General features: G+C 68.7%; 24 protein-coding genes. 11 read left to right on the top strand and 13 right to left on the bottom strand.

Annotation, left to right across the window (positions count from 1 at the left end):
* Positions 1-71: 71 nt before the first annotated feature.
* Positions 72-503 carry a winged helix-turn-helix transcriptional regulator gene (locus ASF49_RS16765; protein ID WP_056475326.1) on the top strand — a complete coding sequence of 144 codons (432 nt, stop codon included), beginning with the start codon at positions 72-74 and terminating at the stop codon, positions 501-503.
* Between the two features lie 19 nt (positions 504-522).
* On the opposite strand, the gene glyS is transcribed toward ASF49_RS16765, so the two are convergent.
* Together glyS and ASF49_RS16755 are read right to left on the bottom strand one after the other, a co-directional pair.
* Complete coding sequence (gene glyS / locus ASF49_RS16760) at positions 523-2655, bottom strand: glycine--tRNA ligase subunit beta (RefSeq protein ID WP_056475324.1); 2133 nt, start codon at positions 2653-2655, stop codon at positions 523-525.
* 61 nt (positions 2656-2716) lie between these two features.
* The gene (locus tag ASF49_RS16755; protein ID WP_056475321.1) at positions 2717-3646 is read right to left on the bottom strand and encodes a glycine--tRNA ligase subunit alpha; all 930 of its coding nucleotides are present in this window, start codon (positions 3644-3646) and stop codon (positions 2717-2719) included.
* 212 nt (positions 3647-3858) lie between these two features.
* Between ASF49_RS16755 and ASF49_RS16750 the strand changes: the two genes are divergently transcribed.
* Entirely contained in the window at positions 3859-4098 is a 240-nt protein-coding gene (locus ASF49_RS16750; protein WP_056475316.1) for a hypothetical protein, read from the top strand.
* A 4-nt stretch (positions 4099-4102) separates the two neighbouring features.
* Here the strand turns inward: ASF49_RS16750 and ASF49_RS16745 are convergent, their stop codons facing one another.
* On the bottom strand, positions 4103-4957 hold the full coding sequence (locus ASF49_RS16745; RefSeq protein WP_056475313.1) for a S49 family peptidase: 855 nt from the start codon (positions 4955-4957) through the stop codon (positions 4103-4105).
* A 192-nt stretch (positions 4958-5149) separates the two neighbouring features.
* Between ASF49_RS16745 and ASF49_RS23260 the strand changes: the two genes are divergently transcribed.
* A complete protein-coding gene (locus ASF49_RS23260; RefSeq protein ID WP_200930073.1) occupies positions 5150-5464 on the top strand; it encodes a hypothetical protein in 315 nt (104 codons plus the stop codon).
* Between the two features lie 10 nt (positions 5465-5474).
* Here ASF49_RS23260 and ASF49_RS16740 read toward each other — a convergent pair whose 3' ends face one another.
* Together ASF49_RS16740 and ASF49_RS16735 are read right to left on the bottom strand one after the other, a co-directional pair.
* The gene (locus ASF49_RS16740; RefSeq protein WP_056475310.1) at positions 5475-6245 is read right to left on the bottom strand and encodes a tRNA1(Val) (adenine(37)-N6)-methyltransferase; all 771 of its coding nucleotides are present in this window, start codon (positions 6243-6245) and stop codon (positions 5475-5477) included.
* On the bottom strand, positions 6238-6462 hold the full coding sequence (locus ASF49_RS16735) for a putative signal transducing protein (protein WP_056475306.1): 225 nt from the start codon (positions 6460-6462) through the stop codon (positions 6238-6240). The genes ASF49_RS16740 and ASF49_RS16735 overlap by 8 nt, the downstream gene beginning before the upstream one ends.
* A gap of 156 nt (positions 6463-6618) precedes the next feature.
* Between ASF49_RS16735 and ASF49_RS16730 the strand changes: the two genes are divergently transcribed.
* The gene (locus ASF49_RS16730) at positions 6619-7638 is read left to right on the top strand and encodes a polyprenyl synthetase family protein (RefSeq protein ID WP_056475305.1); all 1020 of its coding nucleotides are present in this window, start codon (positions 6619-6621) and stop codon (positions 7636-7638) included.
* A 24-nt stretch (positions 7639-7662) separates the two neighbouring features.
* Here ASF49_RS16730 and ASF49_RS16725 read toward each other — a convergent pair whose 3' ends face one another.
* The 4 genes from ASF49_RS16725 to ASF49_RS16710 all read right to left on the bottom strand — a co-directional run bounded on the left by ASF49_RS16725 (position 7663) and on the right by ASF49_RS16710 (position 14071).
* Positions 7663-9315: a putative bifunctional diguanylate cyclase/phosphodiesterase gene (locus ASF49_RS16725; protein WP_056475301.1), complete on the bottom strand. Its 1653-nt coding sequence runs from the start codon at positions 9313-9315 to the stop codon at positions 7663-7665.
* A gap of 117 nt (positions 9316-9432) precedes the next feature.
* Positions 9433-10308: a 4-(cytidine 5'-diphospho)-2-C-methyl-D-erythritol kinase gene (locus tag ASF49_RS16720; protein ID WP_056475590.1), complete on the bottom strand. Its 876-nt coding sequence runs from the start codon at positions 10306-10308 to the stop codon at positions 9433-9435.
* An 81-nt stretch (positions 10309-10389) separates the two neighbouring features.
* Positions 10390-12243 carry a tetratricopeptide repeat protein gene (locus ASF49_RS16715; protein ID WP_056475297.1) on the bottom strand — a complete coding sequence of 618 codons (1854 nt, stop codon included), beginning with the start codon at positions 12241-12243 and terminating at the stop codon, positions 10390-10392.
* Positions 12244-12409: 166 nt separating this feature from the next.
* Positions 12410-14071, bottom strand: a complete 1662-nt coding sequence (locus tag ASF49_RS16710; protein WP_056475294.1) for an electron transfer flavoprotein-ubiquinone oxidoreductase — start codon at positions 14069-14071, stop codon at positions 12410-12412.
* Between the two features lie 214 nt (positions 14072-14285).
* On the opposite strand from ASF49_RS16710, the gene ASF49_RS16705 reads away from it, so the two are divergent.
* The 4 genes from ASF49_RS16705 to ASF49_RS16690 all read left to right on the top strand — a co-directional run bounded on the left by ASF49_RS16705 (position 14286) and on the right by ASF49_RS16690 (position 17721).
* Positions 14286-15182 carry a uracil-DNA glycosylase gene (locus ASF49_RS16705; RefSeq protein ID WP_056475290.1) on the top strand — a complete coding sequence of 299 codons (897 nt, stop codon included), beginning with the start codon at positions 14286-14288 and terminating at the stop codon, positions 15180-15182.
* Positions 15183-15276: 94 nt separating this feature from the next.
* The gene (ypfJ, locus tag ASF49_RS16700) at positions 15277-16185 is read left to right on the top strand and encodes a KPN_02809 family neutral zinc metallopeptidase (protein WP_056475288.1); all 909 of its coding nucleotides are present in this window, start codon (positions 15277-15279) and stop codon (positions 16183-16185) included.
* An 86-nt stretch (positions 16186-16271) separates the two neighbouring features.
* The gene (gene moaB / locus ASF49_RS16695) at positions 16272-16829 is read left to right on the top strand and encodes a molybdenum cofactor biosynthesis protein B (protein ID WP_056475587.1); all 558 of its coding nucleotides are present in this window, start codon (positions 16272-16274) and stop codon (positions 16827-16829) included.
* Between the two features lie 367 nt (positions 16830-17196).
* Positions 17197-17721: a phosphatase PAP2 family protein gene (locus ASF49_RS16690; protein ID WP_082511361.1), complete on the top strand. Its 525-nt coding sequence runs from the start codon at positions 17197-17199 to the stop codon at positions 17719-17721.
* 57 nt (positions 17722-17778) lie between these two features.
* Here ASF49_RS16690 and ASF49_RS16685 read toward each other — a convergent pair whose 3' ends face one another.
* On the bottom strand, positions 17779-18300 hold the full coding sequence (locus ASF49_RS16685; RefSeq protein ID WP_056475283.1) for a hypothetical protein: 522 nt from the start codon (positions 18298-18300) through the stop codon (positions 17779-17781).
* Between the two features lie 168 nt (positions 18301-18468).
* On the opposite strand from ASF49_RS16685, the gene ASF49_RS16680 reads away from it, so the two are divergent.
* Entirely contained in the window at positions 18469-19593 is a 1125-nt protein-coding gene (locus ASF49_RS16680) for a PA0069 family radical SAM protein (RefSeq protein WP_056475282.1), read from the top strand.
* Here ASF49_RS16680 and ASF49_RS16675 read toward each other — a convergent pair.
* The 3 genes from ASF49_RS16675 to ASF49_RS16665 form a co-directional block, all read right to left on the bottom strand.
* Positions 19559-20188, bottom strand: a complete 630-nt coding sequence (locus ASF49_RS16675) for a ribonuclease HII (RefSeq protein ID WP_200930072.1) — start codon at positions 20186-20188, stop codon at positions 19559-19561. The two genes, ASF49_RS16680 and ASF49_RS16675, sit on opposite strands and share 35 nt — an antisense overlap.
* A 65-nt stretch (positions 20189-20253) precedes the next feature.
* A complete protein-coding gene (locus ASF49_RS16670; protein ID WP_056475275.1) occupies positions 20254-21333 on the bottom strand; it encodes a glycosyltransferase family 4 protein in 1080 nt (359 codons plus the stop codon).
* On the bottom strand, positions 21330-22151 hold the full coding sequence (locus ASF49_RS16665; RefSeq protein ID WP_056475272.1) for a UDP-2,3-diacylglucosamine diphosphatase: 822 nt from the start codon (positions 22149-22151) through the stop codon (positions 21330-21332). The genes ASF49_RS16670 and ASF49_RS16665 overlap by 4 nt, the downstream gene beginning before the upstream one ends.
* A 587-nt stretch (positions 22152-22738) precedes the next feature.
* On the opposite strand from ASF49_RS16665, the gene ASF49_RS16660 reads away from it, so the two are divergent.
* Positions 22739-23947, top strand: a complete 1209-nt coding sequence (locus ASF49_RS16660) for an aminotransferase class V-fold PLP-dependent enzyme (RefSeq protein WP_056475270.1) — start codon at positions 22739-22741, stop codon at positions 23945-23947.
* 99 nt (positions 23948-24046) lie between these two features.
* On the top strand, positions 24047-24985 hold the full coding sequence (locus ASF49_RS16655; protein WP_056475267.1) for a D-2-hydroxyacid dehydrogenase: 939 nt from the start codon (positions 24047-24049) through the stop codon (positions 24983-24985).
* Positions 24986-25039: the final 54 nt, after the last annotated feature.

Here is a 25039-nt window from a genome sequence, read left to right as displayed (position 1 = left end):
CTGTAAAAGAGACCGGATGGCCCCGTAAGGCGGCAGTTTTTCGATCCCAGGTTACCCGGAGGGAACCCACCATGGCCGAATCCATCGTGTCCGCCCCTGCGTCCCTGCCGGCCGAAACAAGCCTCGCCGAGCGGTTCGCGGTTTGGCAGGACCTCGGACTCGATCCGCATCATTGCCCGGTCCGGGACGTGCTGGATCACCTCGGGGACAAGTGGACCACGCTGATCATCGCCGTTCTGGCTGGCGGCACCCGCCGGTTCGGGGCGATCCAGCGGGCGATTCCCGACATCTCGAAGCGGATGCTGACGCAATCCCTGCGAGACCTGGAGCGCGATGGGCTGGTGGCGCGCCGCGTCTACCCGACGAGCCCACCCAGCGTGGAATACAGCCTCACGCCGCTGGGCGAGACCTTGCTCGCTCCCTTGGCGGCGCTGGTCGCCTGGGCCGAACGCAACCATCCCGCGATCCGCGCCGCTCGGACGCGGTTCCTCGCAGAGGCATGAGCCCCGCCGCGGCGGGCGCTCAGCCCTCGATCCGCGAGAAGTCGGCGACCTCCCGGGTCGCTGCCCGAAGGGCGTTGAGCAGGGCGAGGCGGTTCTGGCGCAGGGCAGGGTCCTCGGCATTCACCGTGACCCGCTCGAAAAATGCGTCCACCGGCGCGCGCAGCGTCGAGAGCGCCTGCATGGCACCGGCGAAATCCTCCGCCGCCACCGCCGCCGATGCGGTCTGGCGCGCCGCCGCCAGGGCCTCGGCGAGGGCGCGCTCCTCGGGTTCGCCGCGGGCGGCCAGGGCCGCGTCCGGCGCCGCATCGTAGGCGCGGTCGTCCTTCTTCTCCTCGATGCGCAGGATGTTGGCGGCACGCTTGTAGCCGGCCAGCAGATTCTTGCCGTCGTCCGTCTCGAGGAAGGTGCCCAGGGCCTCCACGCGCCGGACCACCATCAGCAGATCGTCCTGACCGGGGAGGGCGAAGACGGCGTCGATGAGGTCGTGGCGGGCGCCCTTGTCGCGCAGGTAGACCTTCAAGCGGTCGGCGAAGAACGCGAGGAGGCTCGCAGCGTCCGCGTCCCCGGCGCTCCCCTCGGCGTTTGCCGTGCCGCCGTAGTTCGCATGGCCGTCGGCGGCGGCCTGATACCCGTCGCGAAGCAGCGACAGCTTGACGGTGTTCTCGATCAGCAGCCGGATCACCCCGAGGGCCGCCCGCCGGAGGGCGTAGGGGTCCTTGCTGCCCGTCGGCTTCTCGTCGATGGACCAGAACCCCACGAGGGTGTCGAACTTGTCGGCGAGCGCCACGGCCACCGCGACGGGATCGGTGGGCACTCGGTCGGAGGGGCCGACCGGCTTGTAATGGTCCTCGACCGCCGCGGCGACGCTCTGCGGCTCGCCCTGCAGCGCCGCGTATTTGCGCCCCATCAGGCCTTGGAGTTCGGGAAACTCCCCGACCATCTCGGTCACGAGGTCGGCCTTGGCGAGCGTCGCCGCACGTTCGGCCTGATCCGGGTCGGCGCCGACCAGGGGCGCGAGCTCACGGGCCAGGGCCGCGATGCGCTGCACCCGCGCGCCCTGCGTGCCGAGCTTCTCGTGAAACACGATGGTGTCGAGCTTCGGCAGACGGTCCTCCAGGCGGATCGCCTTGTCGGTCTCCCAGAAGAACTTGGCGTCCGACAGGCGTGCCCGCACCACGCGCTCGTTGCCGGCGGTGATGGCGAGGCCGCCGTCGCTGGCGATGAGGTTCGAGGTCAGGACGAAGGCCGGCGCCAGGGTGTCGGTCCCCGCCTGGCGCAGGACGAAGCACTTCTGGTTGGCCCGGATGGTGGCGCGGATCGCCTCGGCCGGGATGTCGAGGAAGGCTTCGTCGAAGGAGCCCAGCAGCACCACGGGCCATTCGACGAGGCCGGCGACCTCCTCCAGCAGGCCCTCGTCCTCCACGAGTTCGAGGCCGCGCGCGAAGGCGAGGTCTCGGGCGTCGTGCAGGATGATGTCCTTTCGCCGCTCCACGTCGAGCACGACCTTCGCCCGCTCCAGGGCCTGGACGTAATCGTCGAAGCGGCGGACCTCGATGGCCTCCGGCGCCAGGAAGCGGTGGCCGTAGGTGGTCGTGCCGGCCGCGATGCCGTCGACCGCGAACGGCACCACGTCGGGCGTCTCGGTCTCGGGGCCGAAGGTGGCGACGATGGATTGCAGCGGGCGCACCCAGCGCAAGGCGCCCGGCTGCGCCGAGGCCTTGCCCCAGCGCATCGATTTCGGCCACGGGAAGCTGCGGATGATCTGCGGCAGGATCTCGGCGAGCACGTCGAGGGTGTCGCGGCCGGGGCGCTCGATCACCGCCACGTAGAACTCGCCCTTCTTGGGGTCCGTCACGATGGTCGCCTCGTCGAGGCTCGCGAGCCCCGCACTCTTCAGGAAGCCCTGGACCGCACCCTCCGGCGCCCCCACGCGGGGACCTTTGCGCTCCTCGCGCACATCCTGCCCGCGCGGCGGAAGACCGGCCACGTGCAGGGCCAGGCGGCGCGGCGTCGCGAAGGCCTTGGCGCCCTCGTAGAGGAACCCACGCTCCACCAGCGCGTCGGTGACGAGCTTCTTCAGGTCGTCGGCCGCGCGCCGCTGCATGCGGGCGGGAATCTCTTCGGAGCGAAGTTCGAGGAGGAGGTCGGGCATGGGATCAGGCGGCGTCCAGAAAAGGGTGTTCGGGGTGGCGAGGCGCAGTCGGCGATGCGGATCAGGCCGCGCCGCCCCCCGCCGTCCGCAGGTACGCCGCCCCGCAGGCCTTCGCGAGTTCGCGCACCCGCAGGATGTAGCTCTGGCGCTCGGTCACCGAGATGACGCCGCGGGCATCGAGCAGGTTGAAGACGTGGCTCGCCTTGATGCACTGGTCGTAGGCCGGCTGGGCCATCCGGTGCCGGCCGGTCTCGTCCTCCGGCGTGCCGGCGTCGAGGTAGGTCCGGCAGGCCTTTTCCGCGTCGGTGAACTGGCGGAACAGCATCGCGGTGTCGGCAGCTTCGAAGTTGTGGCGGGAGTATTCCTGCTCGGACTGCAGGAAGACGTCGCCGTAGGAGACGCGCTCCTCGCCGGTGCCGCCGTTGAAGTTCAGGTCGTAGACGTTCTCGACACCCTGCACGTACATGGCCAGCCGCTCCAGGCCATAGGTGAGCTCGCCCGCGACGGGGGCGCATTCGAAGCCGGCGACCTGCTGGAAGTAGGTGAACTGGCTCACCTCCATGCCGTCGCACCAGCATTCCCAGCCGAGGCCCCAGGCGCCCAGGGTCGGGCTCTCCCAATCGTCCTCGACGAAGCGGATGTCGTGCAGCTTGAGATCGACACCGATGGCGTCGAGAGAAGCGAGATAGAGTTCCTGCAGGTTGGGCGGGTTCGGCTTCAGGATGACCTGGAACTGGTAATAGTGCTGGAGCCGGTTCGGATTCTCGCCGTAGCGTCCGTCCTTCGGGCGTCTGGAGGGCTGGACATAGGCGGCCTTCCAGGGCTTCGGGCCGAGCGCCCGCAGGGTGGTGGCCGGATGAAAGGTGCCGGCACCGACCTCCATGTCGTAGGGCTGCAGGATCACGCAGCCCTGCGCCGCCCAGAAGCGCTGCAGGGTCAGGATCAGGCCCTGGAACGAGGTTTTGGACGCGAGATCGACGGCGCTCGACATGGAAAATCCGGTCCGTGGGTGGGCGGCCAGCGTTTAAGAGGCGGCTCCCGCGTGTCAAGCGACGGCGTGGCCCGGCGGGCGTGCGCTGGGACACACAATTCCGCCACGATTCGCCATAGCGGTGGAACGGTCTCGCTTGCTGCCAAGTTTATCAGCCAATCAAGGGGTTCTCGTCGCCCTCAGGGGCGGTCGACAATTTGGATCGTCGCGTCATGCGCTCGTCTTTCACAGTCTTCGCCGCCCTCGTCGCCGCATCCCTGGTCGCCACGCCGATGGTGATCTCGGCGTCGAACGCTCTCGCCACGGCCGAATATTCGGACGCCGTGACGATGCCGGCCGCCGTGACGCCGATCGAGGTCGCGGCCGTGCCGGCGCCCCCCGCGGCCGAGACCTGCACGCGCAAGGTCCGCGTGGTCTATGCCGGCTACGGCACCGAGGCCTGCAAGCGCTGAAGCCCTACAAGCCGTAGCGGGCGAAGGCGGCGCGATCCTCGATCGCCGCCATGACTTCGCCCGCGACGCTGCTGCCCGGCGCCGAGCGCCGCAGCAGGCGCGCGACGAGCGAGCCCTTCTTCTCCGCGATGAAGACGAGGTCGACCTTCTCGCCATAGCGTGCGCGCAGGGTCGAGCGCGCGTCGCCCAGACCGTCGACGAGGCCGAGCGGCAGCGCCTGCTGGCCGGTCCAGACCGCCCCGGTGAAGAGATCCTCGCCGTTCGGCGCGAGCTTCGGACGACGCGAGCGGACGAGGGCCGTGAACAGGGCCTGCACGTCGGCCTGGATCGCCTTGAGGCGGGCCACGTCGGCGGGGTCTTCCGGCCGGAACGGGTCGAGCATCCCCTTCGCCTCGCCCTGGGTATGGACACGGCGGTCGATTCCGATCCGCTCGATCAGCCGATCGAAGCCGAATCCCGCCGAGACGACGCCGATCGATCCGACCAGGGACATCGGGTCGGCGATGATCTCGTCGGCCGCACAGGCGATCATGTATCCGCCCGAGGCCGCCACATCCTCCACGAAGGCGAGGACGGGGAGTTTCTTCTCGGCCGCCAGGGCGCGGATGCGCCGGTGGATCAGGTGCGACTGCGCCGGCGCGCCGCCGGGCGAGTTGATGACCAGCGCCACCGCGACGATACCGGGCGTCGAGAAGGCCCGCTCCAGGCTGCTCGCCAGACCGCCGATGGAGAGTCCGGCGCGGAACGGCGACACCGCACCGATCGCCCCGCTGAGGCGCAGGACGGCGACGCGCGGCACCTCCCGGCGCCAGCGTCTTGGCAGCAGCGCGCGCAGGGGAGCCGGCAGGGAAAGTGGCATGCTGTCGTGACTCGGGCTGGAGGGGAGCGGCGTCACGCGCCGACCGGAGGCGACCGGGCCGGCCGTTCCGAGCGCTGAGGTGGGGCGGGACGAACCATTTTGCCAGCGTCGTCGTTGTCGCCTCACGCCGCCGAACCTTGGCGGCGGATGGGCGTCGCGGACGGCCCATGCAGCAGCAAGGGAGACACGACCATGCGCGTGATGCGTTGGATGGTCCTCGCATTGGGGATGCTGGCCGGAGCGATGGGCTTCGGAGCGATTGCGAACGCGGCGCCGCTGCCGGTGGCCGGGATCGAGGCCGGAGCACAGGCGCCGCTGGTGGCGCAGGCGCGCTGGCACGGACACCGGCGCCACTGGCATCACCGCCGCCATTGGCACCATCGCCACCATTGGCATCACCGTCGCCACTGGCATCGCCACCATCGTCACCACTGGCGCCACCACCATGGCTGGGGTCATCGCCATCATGGCTGGCATCGTCCCTATCGGGTGCGGACCTTCTACTGAAGACTGCCCTTCAGGCCGGATCGACCGCCGCGCCGATCCAGCCGCGGCCCTCGTTGAGGGCCGCGACCTCGGGCGTGAATTGGCCGGTCTCGTCGTGCAGGATCACGGGCGGCAGGAGCCGGAACGGTGCGCGGCTTCCCTTCACCGCGCTGACGAGGATGCGGATCGCCGGCTGATCGCGCCGCGCATGGACGGGCCGGACCGCCACCGCGCCGAACCGCCCGGTGAGGGCGTCGAGGCAGGCAGGCAGGTGATCGGCCCGGTGGATCAAGCCCAGGCGCCCCTGCGGACGCAACAGGTCGACGCAGGCCCGCAGCCAGGCATCGAGCCCGCCTTCCGCCAGGTCATGGGCGCTCGCCTTGGCCGCGAAGGGGGAGGTCCTGTGCCGACCCGGCTCGAAGAACGGCGGATTGGTGAGGAGCAGGTCGGCGAGGCCGGGGAGCAGGCCGGCGGCATGCCGTCGCGTCCCGGGCGCCAGCACATCCGCCGCGATGATCGTCGCGCGCGTGGCGAGACCGTTCTCCTCCGCGTTTCGGCGGGCGAGGTCGGCGAGCTCCGGTTCGCGCTCGACCAGCACCGCGCGGCAGCCGGGACTGCGGAGCGCGACGGCGAGGCCGACCGCCCCGCTCGCCGCGCCGACGTCGCAGACGACCTCGCCGGGACCGGGCGCGATGAGGCCGGCCAGCAGCACAGCGTCGGTTCCGGCCCGGTGTGCGCCGCGCGGGGGCTGATGGAGGCGGAGCCGTCCGCCGAGCCAGAGGTCCGGGAGACCTTCAGGCATCGCGCAGCTCATGGGCGAGGCCCGCATCCGTGAGGAGGCGGTGGGCCTGCATCGCCTGGTCGTGGGGCACCAGAAGTCGTCGCGCAAAGGCGCCGATGGAGCCTTCGAGCAGGCTCATATGCTGGTCGGCGACCAGAGCCGGGATGGCGGCGGCCTCGAGGATCGACTGGGCGAAGCCGATCAGGACGACATCGTTGCTACGTATCAGTTCGGTCATACACCTCTCCCCGACATCATTCTGGGCGCCACCGCGCGGTATACCTTGCGGCATGGTGCGTGTTGCAGCGCCACCGGGCGCATGCGATGGGGTGTCACGGACGCGGCCGATCAGGCTGCGCCGGGTTCGCGTAGGGAAGCGGGAGGCCTCAAGGTCTTGGGCGTCGTAGTTCCGATCGATGAGAGCAGCCCCGATCCGGAGGCGAGCCTGGCCGACCTCGTTGCCTTGGTGTCCGGCGGGATGGAGCGCGTCAACGCGACGATCCTGTCCCGCACCGGATCAGACGTCCAGATGATTCCGGAGGTGGCCAACCATCTCATCTCCTCGGGCGGGAAGCGCCTCCGGCCGATCCTGACCCTGGCGACCGCGGACCTGTGCCACTACGCCGGCGACGGCGCTGTGAAGCTCGCGGCCAGCGTCGAGTTCATGCACACCGCGACGCTCCTGCACGACGACGTGGTCGATGGCAGCGACATGCGCCGCGGCAAGGTCGCGGCCCGCATCAAGTGGGGCAACGAGGCGAGCGTCCTCGTCGGCGACTTCCTCCTCGGCCAGGCCTTCCGGATGATGGTCGAGGTCGGGTCCCTGAAGGCCCTCGACATCCTGTCCGCGGCCGCCACCATCATCGCCGAGGGCGAGGTGATGCAGCTCACCGCGGCCAAGAACACCGAGACGAGCGAGGACGAGTACCTCGCGGTGATCAGTGCCAAGACCGCCGAGCTGTTCGCCGCCGCCTGCGAGGTCGGTCCCGTCCTCGCCGAGCGCGGCGAGGCCGAGCAGGCCGCCTGCCGGGCCTACGGCATGAACCTCGGCATCGCCTTCCAGCTCATCGACGATGTGCTCGACTACGGCGGCACCAGCGACACGCTGGGGAAGAACGTCGGCGACGATTTCCGGGAGGGCAAGATCACGCTCCCCATCGTCCTGGCGGTACGGCGCGCCACGGGCAGCGAACGTGGCTTCTGGAAGCGCACCCTCGAGCGCGGCGAGGTCACCGAGCCAGATCTCGATACCGCGCGCGCCATCCTGCGGCGGCACGGTGCCCTCGAAGAGACGATGGCCCGCGCCCGACTCTACGGCGATCGGGCCCGGGACGCCCTGAAGGCGTTTCCGGCCGGCCCGATGAAGAATGCGCTACTCCAGGTCGTCGATTTCTGCATCGCCCGGGCTCACTGAAACCCCGTGCCAACCTGGCCCCCGTCAGGCGGCCGCCCGGCGACCGACAGTCGGGCGTGCGAGGCCCGGAAGGTCACACGTGGCCAGTTCGGACGCCTCTGCCTGGGACGGGGCGATCACGATCCGGCCGCTGTCGTCGGACCAGAGCCTGAGCAGCCCGTCGGTGGTCGCCTTGTCCATGGGCTTTCCGAACAGGTAGCCCTGCCCATAGGTGCAGCCCTGCCCGGCCAGCCAGTCGACGCTGGTCCCGCTCTCGATGCCCTCGGCGGTGGTCAGGAGCCCGAGGCTCGAACCGAGAGCGATGATGGCGTCGACGAGCTTGGCGCGCTCGCTGCTCAGCCGCATCGATTCGACGTAGCTGCGATCGATCTTCAGCTTGTCGAACTGCAACTCACGCAGATGGTAGAGGCTGGAGTACCCGGTCCCGAAATCGTCCAGTGCGATGCGGACCCCGAACGTCTGCAGCGCCTGCAACGCGGTACGGGCCGCTTCGAGGTCGTTCACCAGGGCCGTTTCGGTGATCTCGATCTCCAGGCGGCCGGGCGCGAAGCCGGCCTCGTTCAGAATGCCGAGGATCTGCTTCGGCAAATGCGGATCGCGCAGCTGGAGCGGCGAGATGTTGATCGCCAACTGGAGATGCGACGGCCAGGCACGGGCATCGCGACACGCCTGGCGCATCAACGACCAGGTCAGGTCGCCGATCAGGCCGGTCTCCTCCGCCAGCGTGATGAACTCCGCCGGGCTGAGCATTCCGAGGCGTGGATGGTTCCAGCGGGCCAGAACCTCGAAGCCGATGAGCTCGCGTCCCGGCAAGGCGACCACGGGCTGGTAGAACGGTTCGATCTCGCCGCGATCGATGCCCACCCGCAATTCGCCTTCCAGCGTGGCCCGCGCTTTGAGGGCGTGCCCCATGTCGAGATGGAAGAAGCGGAACGTGCCGCGGCCGTCGCGCTTGCCCTGGTACATGGCGACATCGGCGGCGTGCAGCAGGGCTTCGGCGGTGCGGCTCTCCTCGGACGCCGTGGCGATGCCGATCGTGGCGCCGATCTTCAGGCGGCTCTGGGTCCAGGCGATCGGCTGCGAGACCGAAGCGATGGTCGCCTGGGCGAGCCGCGCGAGGTTTTCCGGATCGCCGCCATGATCGAGGAGGACGGCGAATTCATCGCCGCCGAGGCGGGCGACGAGGCTGCCGGTCGGTGCCAGGGCGCGCAGGCGGTCGGCGATCACGCACAGGACGGCATCGCCCGCCGCATGCCCATGCACGTCGTTCACCGGCTTGAAGCGGTCGAGATCGATCAGCATGACGGCAACGAGCGGAACGCCGGTCGTCGTCCGGATCCGGGCCGCGAGGGATTCGCGAAACAGCCGCCTGTTGGCGAGACCCGTCATGGCATCGTGACGCGCCACCGATTCGGCCTGGGCCTCGGCGCCGTCCCGGTCCTGCATCGCCCGGCGCAGCTTGAACGATTTGCGTATGGCGGCGGCGACGAGGCCCAGGCTCATGCAGAGGGTCAGCATCAGGAGGTCCTGAAGCTCATGGGTCCGCGTCGCATCGATCAGCAGAGTGAAGAGGCCGAGGTGCGTACCGACGATCCAGACGCAGCATCCGATCATCATCAGGCAGAGGAGCTCGCGAAGCTCGCCCTCTCCCCATGAATTGTTCTTCTTATCAGGCATGCATCGCTCCGCGCATCGGGCGACCCTGCCGACTCGAATCTTGAGCGAGCGTAAAACTGACGCGTTGACTCGGCGGGGATGCACGGAAAGTTACTGCCCGACCGTTCGGGCGAAAGCTCAGCGCAAAATGGCTGCGCTGACCCACCAGGCTGGATGATCTCGCGCGAGACGGTGCGCCGCCAACGCCGCTTCCGAGCGATGCCCGAACAGACCGAACACGGTGGCGCCCGAGCCCGACATCCGTGCGAGGCGGCATCCGGCGGCGGCGCGCAGAGCGTCGAGGGCGACGTCGATCACGGGGGCGATGCTGCGAGCCGGCGCTTCGAGGTCGTTCCGGGCAGGGGTGATCGCCTCCAACAGCCGATCCGCCGAGAGGCCGCGGGCGATGATGGGGTGCGTGTCCGTGCCATGGCGCTCTCCGACCGTGAGGCCGAGGGCTCGGAAGACCGGTGCCGTCTCGACGGGGACGCCCGGATTGACGAGGACGGCCGGGATCGGCGTCATGTCCAGGGCCGGGCCGACAGCCTCGCCGGCACCGCTCATCATCCGCGCACGCGGTACGAGGCAGACCGGAACGTCGGCGCCGGTGGCGCGGGCGGCCGCCACGAGGTCGGGATGGTCGGGAGGGAGATCGTTCAGGCGGCCGAGCAGCCGAAGGGCCGCGGCGGCATCCGATGAGCCGCCCCCGACGCCCGCGGCCACCGGGAGTCGCTTCACCAGATGGAAGGCGCCGTGCCGCAGGCCGGGCTGCAGGCGCGCGAGGTGGCGTGCGGCGCGAATGACGAGGTTGTCATCGAGGGGGCCGGCCGGACCGGCCGTTGGGCCGGACACGGTGAGCGCCAGATCCGGCCCCGGCTCCAGCGTGAGCGTGTCGCCGGACCCGGTAAACACCACGAGGCTCTCGAGCTCATGGTAGCCGTCGCCGGGCCGGCGGCCCAGGACGTGGAGGGTGAGGTTGATCTTCGCCGGAGCGCGGGTGACGAGGAGGGACACGGACACTCGGTGCTGAGGGGTCGGGCAATCGCGGAGCCGGTCTGACCCCGCGATGCGCGTCCCGTCAAGCCTCCGGCGCGGTCACCCGCCGCTCTTCTTGTCGGCGGCGCCCGGAGGCTCGTTCGGGGCCGGTGCCCCCTTCGGCAGTTCCGGGTTTCCCTTGTTCTCGGGGGGATTCTCGGCGGTGGCCGCGGGCTTTTCGAGCTCGGGCAGGCCGTCCTTGAGCTTGACGTTGATCTTCTCGAGATCGTCCGGCTCGGGGTTCAGATCCTTGGCGTGCTGCCACTGGAACTTGCCCTCCAGGCGGCGCCCGGCGCGCCAGTAGGCGTCGCCGAGGTGGTCGTTGATCGTCGGGTCGCCGGGCTTCAGCTCGATCGCCTTCTCGAGCTCGCGCACGGCATCGTCCCAGCGGCCGAGGCGGAAATAGGCCCAGCCCAGGCTGTCGATGATCATGCCGTCGCGCGGCGCGGCATCGACGGCCTGCTTCAGCATCGTGAAGGCCTCGTCGATGTTCATGTTCTGGTCGACCCAGGAATAGGCCAGGTAGTTCAGCACTTGGGCCCGGGCGCCGGGCTGGCTCGCGGGCACCAGCTCCAGGGCCTTCTTCAGGTCGGCCTCGGCCTTGGGCCACTGCTTGGCGCGCTCGTAGGCGGTGCCGCGGAAGTAGAACGTCGTCCAGTAGTTCGACGCGGGCTTGTCGCCGATCAGCGCGATGGCGCGGCTGTAGGTCTCGGCCGCTTCCTCGTACTTCTTGCGCGAGCGCTGGACGTTGCCGAGGGCCGTGATGATGTCGATGTCGTCCGGATGTGCCTTCATGGCGGCATCGAGATGGGCGATCGCCTCGTCACCCTTGCCCATCTGCTCCAGGTTGAGCCCGACCTGGACGTCGGCGTTGAGGCGCAGGGGCGACGTGGTGGGGATCTGGGAATAAGCCTCGTTGGCCCGCTCGGTCTGCTTCATCCGGTCGAGGATGTCGGCCAGGGTCAGCCGGGCGAGGGCGTGCTCGGGCGCGAGGTAGAGGGCGAGGCGCAGGTAGACCACCGCCGGCAGCTCGTCGCCCTGGGTGGAGCCCGCCGAGCCGAGCCCGTACAGGACCTCGCCGGCTCCCTCCTGGGCCGAGTTCACGAGCCGGCTGAGGGGCTTGCCTTCCTTCAGCTTCGTCAGGGCATCGCGCACGATGGGATGGCGCGGCAGCAGCTTGTCGAATTCGGTATAGGCCTGGATCGCCAGGTCGGTGCGCCCGGCCTGGGCCTCGAAGCGCGCATAGGCGTCGACGATGCGCAGGGTGTTGCGGTCGGCGTCGTAGGCGGCCTTGAGGCGACGCTCGGCTTCCGCCTGATCGCCCACGAGGCTGGCGATCAACCCGGCATGGAAGTCGCGGAAGGTGTTGTAGTAGCGCTCGCCCTTGAGCTTGTTGATGGTCTCCAGGGCGCGCTTGCCGTCATTGGCCCCGGCGAAGGCCCAGGCGGTGAGCAGGGTGCCGGTCAGGTCGGCGGCCGCGCCGCGACCGCTGCGGGCGAAGTTCTGGCGCGCCTGGGCGAACTGCCCGGCCTTGATCTGGCGCACGCCGAGGGCGAGCTGCGCGAGCCCGTTCGAGCCGTCGCGGGAGGTCAGGCGCTCGGCGGCCCGGAAGGCATCCGGGAGCGAGCCGTCGGCGAGCAGCGACACGAAGGCGCGCTCCAGGAGTTCGGCATTGCGTGGGTCGGCCTTCACGGCTTCGCGGTAGTAGCTCGCGGCGGCGGCCGTGTCCTTGGAGGCACCGGCGATGTAGGCGGAGAGGAAGTTGCCCTCCAGCGATTCCGCCGGCTCGTATTCGGAGATCGGGGCGGATTCCCGTGGCTGGGCCGCGTAGGCTGCCGGCGAACCCGCGAGGCAGACGGCGAGGGCCGAGAGGACCCGGCGGCCGGTCCGGCTGGTTTTGGCGTTTCCGTTCATGGGCACCGATCGCGGCTCCTGCGCACCGGCCGTCTCGGCGGCCGGGCTCGATTGGGGCGGGACACTGGACTCTAACCGCCATCCTCGCAAGGCATAAGGATGGCGGCGTCTCGCGCCCGCCATCCCGTCTTATCCATCCGTGAACGGGACGGTCCCCGGCACCGCTTCACATGTTCGGATAGTTCGGTCCGCCCGGGCCCTCCGGCGTCTCCCAGTTGATGTTCTGGTTCGGATCCTTGATGTCGCAGGTCTTGCAGTGGACGCAGTTCTGCGCGTTGATCTGGTAGCGGACGCCGTCGCTGGCGCCGGCATCCTCGACCCACTCGTAGACACCCGCCGGACAGTAGCGCGCCGACGGTCCGCCATAGACGTCGTGCTCGGACGCTTTCTGCAGCTCCAGGTTCCGGACCTTGAGGTGGGCCGGCTGGTCCTCCTCGTGGTTGGTGTTCGACAGGTAGACGGAGGAGAGCCGGTCGAAGGTCAGCTTGCCGTCCGGCTTCGGATAGACGATCGGCTTGACGTCCTTGAGCGGCTTCAGCGTGGCGTGGTCCGGCTTGCCGTGCTTGAGGGTGCCGAAGGGCGAGGCCTCCAGGATCGTGTTCGACCACATGTCGAGGCCGCCGAGGCCGACACCGATCAGGGTGCCGTATCTCGACCAGAGCGGCTTGACGTTGCGGACACGCTTCAGGTCCTGACCGATGGCGCTGTCGCGCCAACCGTTCTCGTAGGTGACGAGCTCGTCTCCCTGGCGACCGGATTCGAGCGCCTGGGCCAGGGCTTCGGCCGCCTGCATGCCGGAGAGCACCGCGTTGTGCGAGCCCTTGATCCGCGGCACGTTCACGAAGCCGGCGGAATCGCCGACGAGGCAGCCGCCGGGGAAGACGAGCTTCGGGACGGACTGCCAGCCGCCCTCCATGATGGCGCGGGCGCCGTAGCCGATGCGCTTGGCTCCCTCGAAGGTCTCGCGGATCATCGGGTGGGTCTTGAAGCGCTGGAACTCCTCGAACGGCGACAGGGTCGGGTTCTCGTAGTTCAGGTGCGTGACGAAGCCGACCGAGAGCAGGCCATCGTCGAAGTGATAGAGCCAGGAGCCGCCGCCGGCCTTGTTCGGCAGCGGCCAGCCCATGGTGTGCTGCACCAGGCCGGCCTGAAACCTGTCGGGAGCGAGTTGCCAGAGTTCCTTGACGCCGAGGCCGTACTTCTGGTGGTCGCTGTGGGCGTTCAGCTTGAAACGGTCGATCAGCGTCTTCGTCAGCGATCCCCGCGCGCCCTCGCCGAAGACCGTGTACTTCGCGCGAAGCTCCATCCCGCGGGTGTAGTCGTCGCGCGGCTCGCCGGACTTGCCGATGCCGAGATCACCTGTAGCGACTCCGACCACGGCGCCAGCCTGGTCATAGAGCACCTCGGAGGCCGGGAAGCCGGGATAGATTTCCACGCCGAGCTCCTCGGCCTTGGCGCCGAGATACTTGGTGACGTTGGAGAGCGAACCGACGAAGTTGCCGTGGTTCGACATCAGCTTGGGGAAGAACAGGTTCGGCATGGTCACGCCGCTGTTCTTGGTGAGGAACATGAACTCGTCGCGCTCGACCGCCGTCTTCAGCGGGCGCGCCTCGTCCTGTCGCCAGCCGGGGAGCAGGCCGTCGAGGCCGGACGGGTCGATCACCGCGCCGGACAGGATGTGGGCGCCGACCTCGGAGCCCTTCTCCACCACCACGATGCTGACGTCGGGCGCCAATTGCTTGAGGCGGATGGCGGTCCCGAGCCCGGCCGGGCCGGCGCCCACGATCACCACATCGAATTCCATCGCCTCGCGTTCGGGCAGCGCCATCCGTCATCCTCCTGTCGTGCATCCGCTTTCCGCGGGCGCCTCGGTCGTGCGATCCCATGTTCGAGGATCACTCTCAACCCATTCCAACCTGCGAACGCAAGCGGCGCACTGCTCCTGGACCACGGGTGGTGACGATGTCGCGCGGGGCAAAAGGTGGTGCGTGACGTCGCACGCCCGGTTGTCCACAGCTCGCTGAGGCGCCACATCACAAAGCATGAGCCAGGGTGACGACCGACAGCCGGACCTGATCGCGAACCTCGACTTCCACGTCGAGGCTGGGCTCGACCTGTTTCTCGACGAGGCGCCCCATGACCGCTTCGCCGAGATCGACGCGCCGGAGCCGGCGCGTGCCGCTTCGAGCCGTCCGGTCCTTGAGAGGCAAGCTCCGGAGGGGGTCCGTCCTCCTGCCGACGAAACCTTCCGCACCGAACTTCCCCCGCGTGGACCAGCGCCGCCGCCCGCCCGGACCTACGGACAATCGGCCTCGGCCAGGCCCGGCGAGGCGGCGGGCGACGCCCGGGCGCGGGCCAAGGACGTTCAGACCCTGGAGGAACTGGAGGCGCTGCTCGCCGGCTTCGACGGCTGCCCCCTCAAGTTCACCGCCAAGAACCTCGTCTTCGCCGATGGCAATCCGGCCGCGAAGCTGATGTTCATCGGCGAGGCGCCGGGTGCCGACGAGGACCGCGTCGGCAAGCCCTTCATGGGCCGCTCGGGCAAGCTCCTCGACCGAATGATGGCGGCGATCGGACTGGACCGCAGCAACGCCTACGTCACCAACATCGTGCCGTGGCGACCGCCGGGCAACCGCAATCCGACCCCCCAGGAGGTCTCGATCTGCAAGCCGTTCATCGAGCGGCAGATCGAACTCGCCGACCCCGATCTCATCGTCTGCCTCGGCAGCCCGGCGACCCAGGCGATCACCGGCACCAAGGACGGTATCCTGAAGGCGCGCGGCCGTTTCTATCCCTATCGGGTAGGAAATCGCGAGATCCGTGCCCTGGCGACCCTCCATCCGGCCTACCTGCTGCGCCAGCCCCTGCAGAAGCGCCTCGCCTGGCGCGACTTCCGAACCTTGCGCGCGGCTCTCGACGGGAAGGCCGGAGCCGTCTAGGGCCTCCGCCCAAGCGGAACCGTAGCCCGCGCCTGCGACTTACTTCACGCGGCCGTGTATGGGCCCGCGTGTCCGGACAGGGTGTAACGAGATCATGCGCTGGGAAGATTTCCGCTCTTCGGACAATGTCGAGGATCGGCGCGGCGAGGGCGGCGGCGGCGGTTTCGGCTTCCCCGGCGGCGGTGCCGGCGGACTCGGCATCGGCACCATCGTCATCCTCTGCATCATCGGCTGGGTCACCGGCATCAATCCCGCCATCCTGATCGGCGGTGCCGAGCAGATGTCTGGGGGCGGGCGCTCGCGCCAGGAACAGGTCGATCCGCAGACGCAGGCCCAGCGCAAGACCAAGCCCACCGACGAGAGCGGTCGCTTCGCCGCCGCGATCCTCGGCAACACCGAGGACGTCTGGAAGGAGGTCCTGCCGAACCAGACCGGGCGCCAGTACCGCCCGACCGCGATGGTGCTCTACACGGGCGGCACCCGCAGCGGCTGCGGTTCGGCCCAGGCCGCCATGGGTCCGTTCTACTGCCCGATCGACAAGAAGGTCTATCTCGACACATCCTTCTTCAAGGAGATGGAACAGAAGTTCGGCGTGAAGGGCGATTTCGCCTACGCCTACGTCATTGCGCACGAGGTCGGCCACCACGTTCAGGACGAGCTCGGCATCCTCGGCAAGGTCCAGGGTCGCCAGCAGGCCGCTGGGAGCAAGACGGAGGCGAATCAGCTCTCCGTTCGCATCGAGTTGATGGCGGACTGCCTCGCGGGCGTCTGGGCCAAGAACTCCAACGACAAGTACAATTCGCTGGAACAGGGTGACATCGAAGAGGCGATGCAGGCCGCCAGCGCCATCGGCGACGACAAGCTCCAGAAGCAGTCGCAGGGCTATGCCGTACCGGATTCCTTCACGCACGGTTCTTCCGAACAGCGGATGCGCTGGTTCATGACCGGCTACCGCAGCGGCCAGACCAAATCCTGCGACACGTTCCGGGCCGCGCGTAACTGAGGCGTGGCCGCTGCGCTGTCGGGTGGTGGGAGTTTGGGATACCGTCGCCCCGTTTCCGCCGGCGCTCAGGATGAAGGGAAGTGATGATGGTCGCATCGGACAAGACCCGCAGCTTCATCCCGCTGGCCATCGCAATCCTTACCGTGTCGGACACCCGCAGCGCGGAGGACGATCGCTCGGGCGACACCCTCGTGGAGCGCCTCGCGGCGGCGGGTCACACCCTGGCGGCGCGCACGATCGTGCCGGACGAGGTCGCCGCGATCCGTGAGCAGGTGGAGGCCTGGAGCCGGGACCCAACCGTCGACGTGATCGTTACCACCGGCGGCACTGGCTTCACGGGGCGCGACGTCACCCCGGAGGCGATCGAGCCACTGTTCGAGAAGCGGATGGACGGCTTCTCTGCGGTCTTCCACCGAATCTCCTACGACAAGATCGGAACCTCGACGCTGCAGTCGCGCGCCACGGCGGGTGTCGCCAATGCGACCTACATCTTCGTGCTGCCCGGCTCGCCCGGCGCCTGCCGCGATGCCTGGGACGGCATCCTCTCGGCTCAGCTCGACTACCGCCACCGTCCCTGTAACTTCGTCGAGATCATGCCCCGCCTCGACGAGCACCTGCGGCGTGGCGCTTCGCTCACGGTCTAGAACGAACAGACCGCTCGATCGGGCGGTCATGCGGTGATGGAACTGCTCAGGTTTGAATGCGACACGCGGGCCGGCAGGCGGATCGGCGTCGGCCTTTTTCAAACACGCGCCCGAAACACCCGGCACCAGACTTCCGTGGTCCCATCAGGCTCGATGTCGGGCGCGGGATCAAGCCCCTTCCCGTGCTCGATCGCCCTTGCCCTGAGCGGTTCACAGGTGCGAGGCGGCGCTCCGAGTGCACAACGCTGAAGTCGGCCAACTTGGAACTAAACTCCTCATAGCTTTTGGGGCCGACAATTCGACATGTTGGTCTCCCTGGTATTCTTGACGAACCAAGGCGATGTAATCGGTTCTGTACTAACTAGACGTGTTTAACGCTCCCGACATCTCCGGATGCTTCGGACGACGTCATGGCCGTGCGAGGCACGGATCTCAGCACCGGTGGATCTGGACCCCCGTCTGGCCGCCGGCCCTTGGTGCCGATCACCTCGACGACGGGACGCCCGACCAGCACGCGGATGCATCCCTCGACTTCACGGATGGGATGACGCAGCCGTTGCTGTGGCTTCGACAGGCCGAGCTGCCATCCGTCCTGCCGGATTTCCCCGATCTACGGCTGGTGACGTTTCCCTCGTGGCATGCCGCGGCCGCCGCGATCTTCGTGATGTCCGCCTGGTCGCTTCCGATCATTCGCTGGTTCGGCGCCGTCCTCAACGGCCTGATGCTGGCGGCGACACCGGTGCAGGGAAGCCACGACCTGACGGACCTCATCGTCGGTGCAGGGCTGGGCGCGGTCGCATTCCTCGTCGCGGCCCGGGTCCTGGTACCCGGCCTCGTCCCATGGCGAAGCCGGATGGACCCCGCGACCGCGCTCAGGGGCATCACGCCCTGACGGATTCCTGGACGCCTTCGGCGACTCGCGGGCCAGCCGCGGTCCGCATCCGCGCGATCACGCCCGGTCGAGGCGCGCCGAGAGTGCGCGGGCCTTCAGGCGGCGGCTGAACTTCGGCCCGGCCAGCAGACGCTCACGACGCACGAGGTCGCCGGCGCGCGGTGCGTGCGCGCCGATCACGCTCTCGCCCCGGGCAGCCAGGCGCGCCGGGAGGCCGGTATGGGGACGGCGCAGGCGGGCCAGTGAAACCTCCGGCCGGGCCGTGCCGATGAAGCGGTCGAGCAGACGGATCCAGCCTTCGGCCGGGACGTCGCCGGCCTCCAGACAGAGGACCCAGTCCCGCCGCGCGGCCTTCGCGCCCGCCGACCAGGGCGACGAACCACGCCCGCGCAATACGACCTTGGCGCCGGTCGCCTCGGCGACGGTCTCGATGGCCGAGTTCGCCGCGGGCACGACGATCACCGCGTCGCCGACGAGCCCTGCCGCGACGCCCGCCACCAGAGCGCCGAGGGTATCGGCGAGCTGATCGACGGCATCGGGGTCGGCGGGCCGGGTCACTGAGATGAGAGCCGAGAGCATGCGCGCGCATACCGCATTTTTGCGTCGCGCAAAGCCGTCTTACGGCAAAGCGCCGTGGGCAGGCGGGTAGAAATGCTGAGGGACGAGCGGTCTGCCTGAAATATTCGCACTCCGTGTCTCTGCGTTCGTGATATGTTCTTTCCCTATCGCTTCTGCTGAATTTGGTTCATGCTCGCAGATTCCTCCCGTACGATACCGTCCAGCCTGGAACCGCCGCGACGCCTGGGCGAGACGACGCCGCAACCGGCCGAGCGGCGCGGTCGGGGGGCCACGGCGAATCCGGGCGGGCGATACGAAGCGGCGCGGCGGGAAACCTTCGACGACGGGTGGTTCGGGCTCGAGGCTCCAACTCCTCTGCGGACCGAGGTGAGGCCGGAGCACGCCCGCAGGCTCATCACCCGCAACACCTCGCCCGACATCTCGTTCGATCGGTCGATCAACCCCTATCGGGGCTGTGAGCATGGCTGCGTCTACTGCTTCGCGCGGCCGAACCATGCCTATGTGGGCCTTTCGCCGGGTCTCGATTTCGAGACCAAGCTGTTTCGGAAGGTGAATGCCGGCGCCCTGCTCGAACGAGAGCTGTCTGCGCCGGGCTACAGCCCGGCGACCATCGCCCTCGGCACTGCCACCGACCCCTATCAGCCGATCGAGCGAGAGCATCGCGTGACGCGCGCGGTGCTTGAGGTCCTGGCGCGCTTCCGCCACCCGGTCGGGATCGTTACGAAGTCGAACCTCGTCGTTCGCGACCTCGACATGCTGACCGACCTGGCACGGGACGGATTGGTGAAGGTGGCCGTATCCGTAACAACCCTCGACCCGGCGCTGTCGCGGCGGCTCGAACCGCGGGCGCCGCACCCGGAAAAACGCCTGGAGGCGATCGCACGCCTGAGCGCGGCGGGCATTCCCGTGATGGTCATCGCCGCGCCGATCATCCCCTCGCTGAACGATCACGAGGTCGAGGCGATCCTCACCAGGGCCCGTGACCTCGGGGCCGTGGAGGCGAGCCACGTGCTCCTGCGTCTGCCCCTCGAACTCGATGCCCTGGTGAACGATTGGTTCGCCGAGCACTACCCCGGCCGCCAACGGCACGTCATGTCATTGGTCCGCGCGGCCAGGGGCGGGCGCGCCTACGATGCTGCCTACGGTACGCGGATGACCGGCACCGGGGCCTATGCCGACCTGATCCGTCAGCGCATGCGCCTGGCCCGGCAGCGCCTCGGGTATCCTGAGGTGCGGCGCCGTCTGCGCACCGACCTGTTCAGGGTTCCGTCGGACCAGCTGAGCTTGTTCTGATGTCATAGGCGCGGGTGAAGCTCAGACGGTGATGCGGCGACCGGCCCCGGCTCGCGAGGCCGGCGAGGTGGGTGCGCGTGCCGTAGCCGACATTGCTGGCCCAACCATAATCCGGATAGCGACCGGCGAGCCGCCGCATCAGTGTGTCGCGCAGGGTCTTGGCGACGATGGAGGCGGCCGCGATCTGCGGCACCAGCCGGTCGCCGCCAATCACCGCCCGGCCCGGGAGGGCGAGGCCCGGGACGGGGTCGCGGCCGTCGACCCAGACGGGAGCGTCGAGGCCGAGCGCGAGGACCGCCCGCCGCATCGCGTCGAGGGTGGCGGCGCGCACGTTGATCCGATCCACCAGGGCGCGCGAGCCCGCCGCCACGGCGACGCGGGCCTGGGCCCGGATCAGCGGCGTCAGCGCCTCGCGCTCGGCCGCCTTCAGGCGCTTGCTGTCGTCGAGGCGGCCGAGCAGTCCGGGTTGAATCGCTGCGGGCTCGAACCACACCGCCGCGACCATCACCGGGCCGCAGAGCGCGCCGCGCCCGACCTCGTCGCAGCCGATGACCGCCGGGTAGGTCTCGGCCAGGCGCGGGTCGAACGGCGGCATCGGGCGGGTTCCGGGGGAGGGGGCAATCCGGTCCCCTAGCGCGCGAGGCGCGTCCGGTCCACGTTTCAGCCGAGCTCGGCGACGCCTCGCGGGGCCTTGCCGGTCGTCCGGAACCGCACCGGCGCTGTGCCGTGCGCGCGGGCGATGTTGTCGTAGAATTGGCGCGCGCTCTCGGCCCAGGTGTAACGCAGGGCCTCGCTGCGGCAGCGCGCCCGTGGAATCTCCAGGGCGGCGAGGGCCGCGCTTCTCAGGTCGTAATCGAGGACACCGGCACCGGTCCGCCCGATGACGTCGAGGGGGCCGGTCACCGGATAGGCGGCCACGGGGACGCCGCAGGCCAGGGCTTCGAGGAGCACGATGCCGAAGGTGTCGGTCAGGCTCGGGAACACGAAGGCATCGGCACCGGCATAGAGCGCCGCGAGATCGGTGCCGGTCCGGGTGCCGAGGAAGCGCGCATCGGGCGCGAGCGCCGCCAGGCGCGCCCGGTCCGGACCGTCGCCGACGACGACCTTGGTACCGGGCAGGTCGAGGCGCAGGAACGCCTCGAGGTTCTTCTCGACCGCAAGCCTGCCGACCGACAGGAAGATCGGGCGAGGCAGGCCGGCGAGATCGGCCGGCTCCGGCGTTCCCTCCGCCCGGGGCCGGAACAGGTCGGTGTCGACGCCGCGCGTCCAGCGCATCAGGTTGGTGAAGCCACGCGCGGCGAGGTCGCGCTCCAGGGACGCGGTCGAGACCATCGTGCCGTTCGCCGCGCCGTGGAAGCGCCGCAGCCAGGCGTAGCTCCAGGCCTCCGGCACGGGCGCGCGGGCGGAGAGGTATTCCGGGAAGCGAGTGTGGTAGCTCGTCGTGAAGGGCCTGCGATGGGCGAGGCAGTAGCGCCGGGTGGCGTAGCCGACCGTCCCCTCCGTGGAGATGTGGACATGGGTCGGCTGCAGGTCGTCCCAGAGGCGAGCCACGTGGCGCTTGGTGGCGTAGGCAAGCCGGATCTCGGGATAGCCCGGCAGCGGCAGGGAGGCGAAGTCCTGGTGGGTGAGGAACACGGGGTCGAAGCCGTAGGCCGACCCGGCCGCCGCCATGTTCTCCAGCGAGCGGACGACGCCGTTGACCTGCGGGTGCCAGGCATCCGTGGCGATGAGGAGCCTCACGCGACGGCCCGAGCTCCGTCGGGCCGCGGGCGTCCGACGAGGTCGGACCGGGCGCTGCGCGCCCGCAGCAGGCTCGGATAGTGGAGGACCTCCATGGTGCCGTCGTAGTGCTCGACGATGGCGGTGCAGGATTCCACCCAGTCTCCGGTATTGAGGTAGGTCAGTCCGTTGATCTGCCGGTTGGCCGCGTGGTGGATGTGACCGCAGATCACGCCATCGGCGCCGACGCGCTTGGCTTCGGCGCTGAGGAGTTCCTCGAACTTGCCGATGAAATTGACGGCGTTCTTCACCTTCAGCTTGGCCCAGGCCGAGAGGGACCAGTAGGCGAGGCCGAGGCGGCGGCGCGCGGTGTTGACGTAGGTGTTGATGAACAGCGCGAAGGTGTAGGCGCCGTCGCCGAGGAAGGCGAGCCACTTTGCGTGGCGCACCACCATGTCGAACTGGTCGCCATGGATGACGAGGTAGCGCTTGCCGTCGGCGGCCTCGTGCAGGCGCTGGTCGGCGATCTCGATGCCGCCGAATGTCATGCCGATGTAGTCGCGCAGGAACTCGTCGTGATTGCCCGGGACGTAGACCAGCGTCGAACCCTTGCGCACCTTGCGCATGAGCTTCTGCACGACGTCATTGTGGCTCTGCGGCCAGTACCAGCCCGACTTTAGCTGCCATCCATCGATGATGTCGCCGACGAGGTAGATCTCGTCCGCATCGTAATCGCGCAGAAATTCCAGCAACAGGTCGGCCTGACAGCCCTTGGTCCCAAGATGCATGTCTGACAGGAACAGCGTCCGGACGCGGGTCGCCTCGGTCTCTTCGCCCACGATTGCCTCCGGGACATCCTCCGATGCCACGAGCCAAACCGGATTCCCGTATCAGTTTGATGACGTCGGCCCCCGGACACCGCGCTCGTCCCGCGCCGCGACGTAAGCTCTTCTTCCACAAAAAAAATTTTGACTTGAGACCAAGTATTTCGGGTTTTCCTTTCAGGCTGAAGCCGGGCATAGTCCCGCTCAAGGTGCCCCACCGGGCCGCGTCGGTGGACGCATGACCGGAGCCCATCGAGGCGAACCAAGGGTGCCGTCCCCGGGGACGACGACGCTGAAAACGGCTCAGCGGTCAGCGCGGTTCGAGCGCGACCCGGCCCATGGAGAAGAGGCTTGAAGTATTCGGTGGCGCGTGCGGCGACGGGCGTCGAAGGTCAGCCTTCGGCGCGGACCGACATCGGTCCGGCATCCGTCCGGGCGTCGCGCGCGTCCGAGTTCGTCCTGCGATTCATCTGACCAGCGGCCGCCAGGACCATCCGGGATCGATCCGGAATGGTCCGCGCGGTCCGCTCCATCCCTCGGCGCATCTGTGTCGCCGCACGCGGAGCGCGTGCGGGCGCAACGTGAGAAACGGAGAAAACATCATGGCGGCAACGCGACGTCCCGGCCGGAACCACCTGTTCGTCCCGGGCCCGACGAACATCCCGGATCGCGTGATGCGCGCGATGATGGTCCAGTCCGAGGATCACCGCTCGGTGGACTTCCCGGCGCTGACCAAGCCCCTCTTCGAGGACACCAAGGCGGTCTACGGCTCGAAGGACGGCACCATCTTCCTGTTCCCGGCCTCCGGCACCGGCATCTGGGAATCCGCTCTGTCGAATACGCTGTCGCGCGGCGACAAGGTACTGGCCTCCCGCTTCGGCCAGTTCAGCCATCTCTGGATCGACATGGCCGAGCGCCTCGGCCTCGAAGTCATCGTGCAGGACGAAGAGTGGGGTACGGGCGCGAATCCGGAGCGGATCGGCGAGGCCCTGCGCGCCGACAAGAACCACGAGATCAAGGCCGTGATGGTGGTCCATAACGAGACCGCGACCGGCGTCACCAGCGATGTCGGCGCGGTGCGCCAGGCCATCGACGCGGCCGGCCACCCGACCCTGCTGTTCGCGGACGGCGTCTCCTCGATCGGCTCGCTGCCGTTCAAGATGGACGAGTGGAAGGTCGATTGCGCGATCGCCGGCTCGCAGAAGGGCCTGATGCTCCCCGCCGGCCTCGGCGTGATCTGCGTGAGCCAGAAGGCGCTCAAGGCCGCCGAGACCTCGTCGGGTCAGAACGATCGCCTGGCGCATGTCTACTTCGACTGGGCCGACCACCAGAAGCAGAACCCGGCCGGCTACTTCCCCTACACCCCGTCGCTGCCGCTGCTCTACGGTCTGCGCGAGGCGCTCGCCTGCCTCAACGAGGAAGGCCTCGAAAACGTCTATCACCGCCATCACGTGCTGGGCGAGGCGACCCGCCAGGCCGTGGCCGCATGGGGCTTGAAGACCTGCGCCAAGGAGCCCAAGTGGAACTCCGACACCGTCACGGCGATCCTCGTGCCGGAGGGCGTCGACGCCGCCGCGATCATCAAGCACGCCTACGTGCGCTACAACCTCGCGCTCGGCGCCGGCCTGAGCAAGGTCGCCGGCAAGGTCTTCCGCATCGGCCACGTCGGTGACATGAACGAGCTGTCGCTGCTGGGCGCCATCGCGGGTGCCGAGATGGCGATGCTCGACCACGGCGTGAAGGTTCAGCCCGGCTCCGGCGTCGCTGCCGCGTCGAGCTACCTGCGTGAGAACCCGCTGTCGAAGTCCTGATTTCGAGGTGCCGGGGCGGGTCCGCCCGCTCCGGCATGCCCGACGACCCATCCGCGACCTGCTCTATCCGTGACGTGGCCGGATCGGCCAGAGGATTCCATGACGAAGAAGATCGTGTTCCTCGACCGCGAGTCCCTGGACGCCAAGGTGCGCGCGTTCAACTTCCCGCACGAGTACGTCGAGTACGACTCGACCTGGACGCCGGAGGAGATCGTCGAGCGCCTGACGGGCGCCGAGATCGCGCTGATCAACAAGGTCCCGATGCGGGCCGACACCCTCAAGCAGCTGCCCGCCCTCAAGCTGATCGCAGTGGCCGCCACCGGAACCGACGTGGTCGACAAGGAGGCCGCCAAGGCCCAGGGTATCACGGTCGTCAACATCCGAAACTACGCCTTCAACACCGTGCCCGAGCACGTGATCGGCCTGATGTTCGCCCTGCGCCGGGCCATCGTGCCCTATGCCAATTCGGTCCGCCGAGGCGATTGGGCGAAGTCGACCCAGTTCTGCTACTTCGACTACCCAATCCACGACATCGCCGGCTCGACCCTCGGCATCGTCGGCTACGGTGCGCTGGGCAAGTCGATCGCCAAGCGCGCGGAAGCCCTCGGCATGAAGGTCATCGCCTACGACGTGTTCCCCCAGGAGGGCCTCGTCGACTTCGAGACGATCCTCACGGAATCCGACGTCATCACGCTGCACGCGCCGCTGACGCCCGAGACCCGCAACATGATCGGCCGCGAGCAACTCGCCAAAATGAAGAGGCACGCGCTTCTCATCAACACAGCCCGCGGCGGCCTCGTGGACGAGGAGGCCCTGGCCGAAGCGCTGAAGGCCGGAACCATCGGCGGCGCCGGCTTCGACGTGGTGATGACCGAGCCTCCGAAGAACGGCAACATCCTCTGCGAGCTCGATTTGCCGAACCTCATCGTCACCCCGCACGTGGCCTGGGCGAGCAAGGAGGCGATGCAGATCCTCGCAGACCAACTCGTCGACAACGTCGAGGCCTACGTCGCCGGCAAGCCGCAGAACGTGGTGTGAAGGCGGTTTGCGCTCCGACCCGCCGGGGGAGCGCCGCGCGATCGCCGAAGCGGT

The organism is Methylobacterium sp. Leaf104 (genome assembly GCF_001422885.1).
Lineage (GTDB): Bacteria > Pseudomonadota > Alphaproteobacteria > Rhizobiales > Beijerinckiaceae > Methylobacterium.
This window is presented reverse-complemented; position numbering and strand designations above follow the sequence as displayed.

Coding starts and splice junctions, on each gene's coding strand:
- ASF49_RS16680 (WP_056475282.1), top strand. CDS start 18,469: ATGCTCGCAGATTCCTCCCGTACGATACCGTCCAGCCTGGAACCGCCG.
- ASF49_RS16745 (WP_056475313.1), bottom strand. CDS start 4,957: ATGCCACTTTCCCTGCCGGCTCCCCTGCGCGCGCTGCTGCCAAGACGC.
- moaB (WP_056475587.1), top strand. CDS start 16,272: ATGGTCGCATCGGACAAGACCCGCAGCTTCATCCCGCTGGCCATCGCA.
- ASF49_RS16710 (WP_056475294.1), bottom strand. CDS start 14,071: ATGGCGCTGCCCGAACGCGAGGCGATGGAATTCGATGTGGTGATCGTG.
- ASF49_RS16755 (WP_056475321.1), bottom strand. CDS start 3,646: ATGTCGAGCGCCGTCGATCTCGCGTCCAAAACCTCGTTCCAGGGCCTG.
- ASF49_RS16740 (WP_056475310.1), bottom strand. CDS start 6,245: ATGCCTGAAGGTCTCCCGGACCTCTGGCTCGGCGGACGGCTCCGCCTC.
- ASF49_RS16735 (WP_056475306.1), bottom strand. CDS start 6,462: ATGACCGAACTGATACGTAGCAACGATGTCGTCCTGATCGGCTTCGCC.
- ASF49_RS16660 (WP_056475270.1), top strand. CDS start 22,739: ATGGCGGCAACGCGACGTCCCGGCCGGAACCACCTGTTCGTCCCGGGC.
- ypfJ (WP_056475288.1), top strand. CDS start 15,277: ATGCGCTGGGAAGATTTCCGCTCTTCGGACAATGTCGAGGATCGGCGC.
- ASF49_RS16675 (WP_200930072.1), bottom strand. CDS start 20,188: ATGCCGCCGTTCGACCCGCGCCTGGCCGAGACCTACCCGGCGGTCATC.
- ASF49_RS16655 (WP_056475267.1), top strand. CDS start 24,047: ATGACGAAGAAGATCGTGTTCCTCGACCGCGAGTCCCTGGACGCCAAG.
- ASF49_RS16715 (WP_056475297.1), bottom strand. CDS start 12,243: ATGAACGGAAACGCCAAAACCAGCCGGACCGGCCGCCGGGTCCTCTCG.
- ASF49_RS23260 (WP_200930073.1), top strand. CDS start 5,150: ATGCGCGTGATGCGTTGGATGGTCCTCGCATTGGGGATGCTGGCCGGA.
- ASF49_RS16705 (WP_056475290.1), top strand. CDS start 14,286: ATGAGCCAGGGTGACGACCGACAGCCGGACCTGATCGCGAACCTCGAC.
- ASF49_RS16685 (WP_056475283.1), bottom strand. CDS start 18,300: ATGCTCTCGGCTCTCATCTCAGTGACCCGGCCCGCCGACCCCGATGCC.
- glyS (WP_056475324.1), bottom strand. CDS start 2,655: ATGCCCGACCTCCTCCTCGAACTTCGCTCCGAAGAGATTCCCGCCCGC.
- ASF49_RS16750 (WP_056475316.1), top strand. CDS start 3,859: ATGCGCTCGTCTTTCACAGTCTTCGCCGCCCTCGTCGCCGCATCCCTG.
- ASF49_RS16765 (WP_056475326.1), top strand. CDS start 72: ATGGCCGAATCCATCGTGTCCGCCCCTGCGTCCCTGCCGGCCGAAACA.
- ASF49_RS16725 (WP_056475301.1), bottom strand. CDS start 9,315: ATGCCTGATAAGAAGAACAATTCATGGGGAGAGGGCGAGCTTCGCGAG.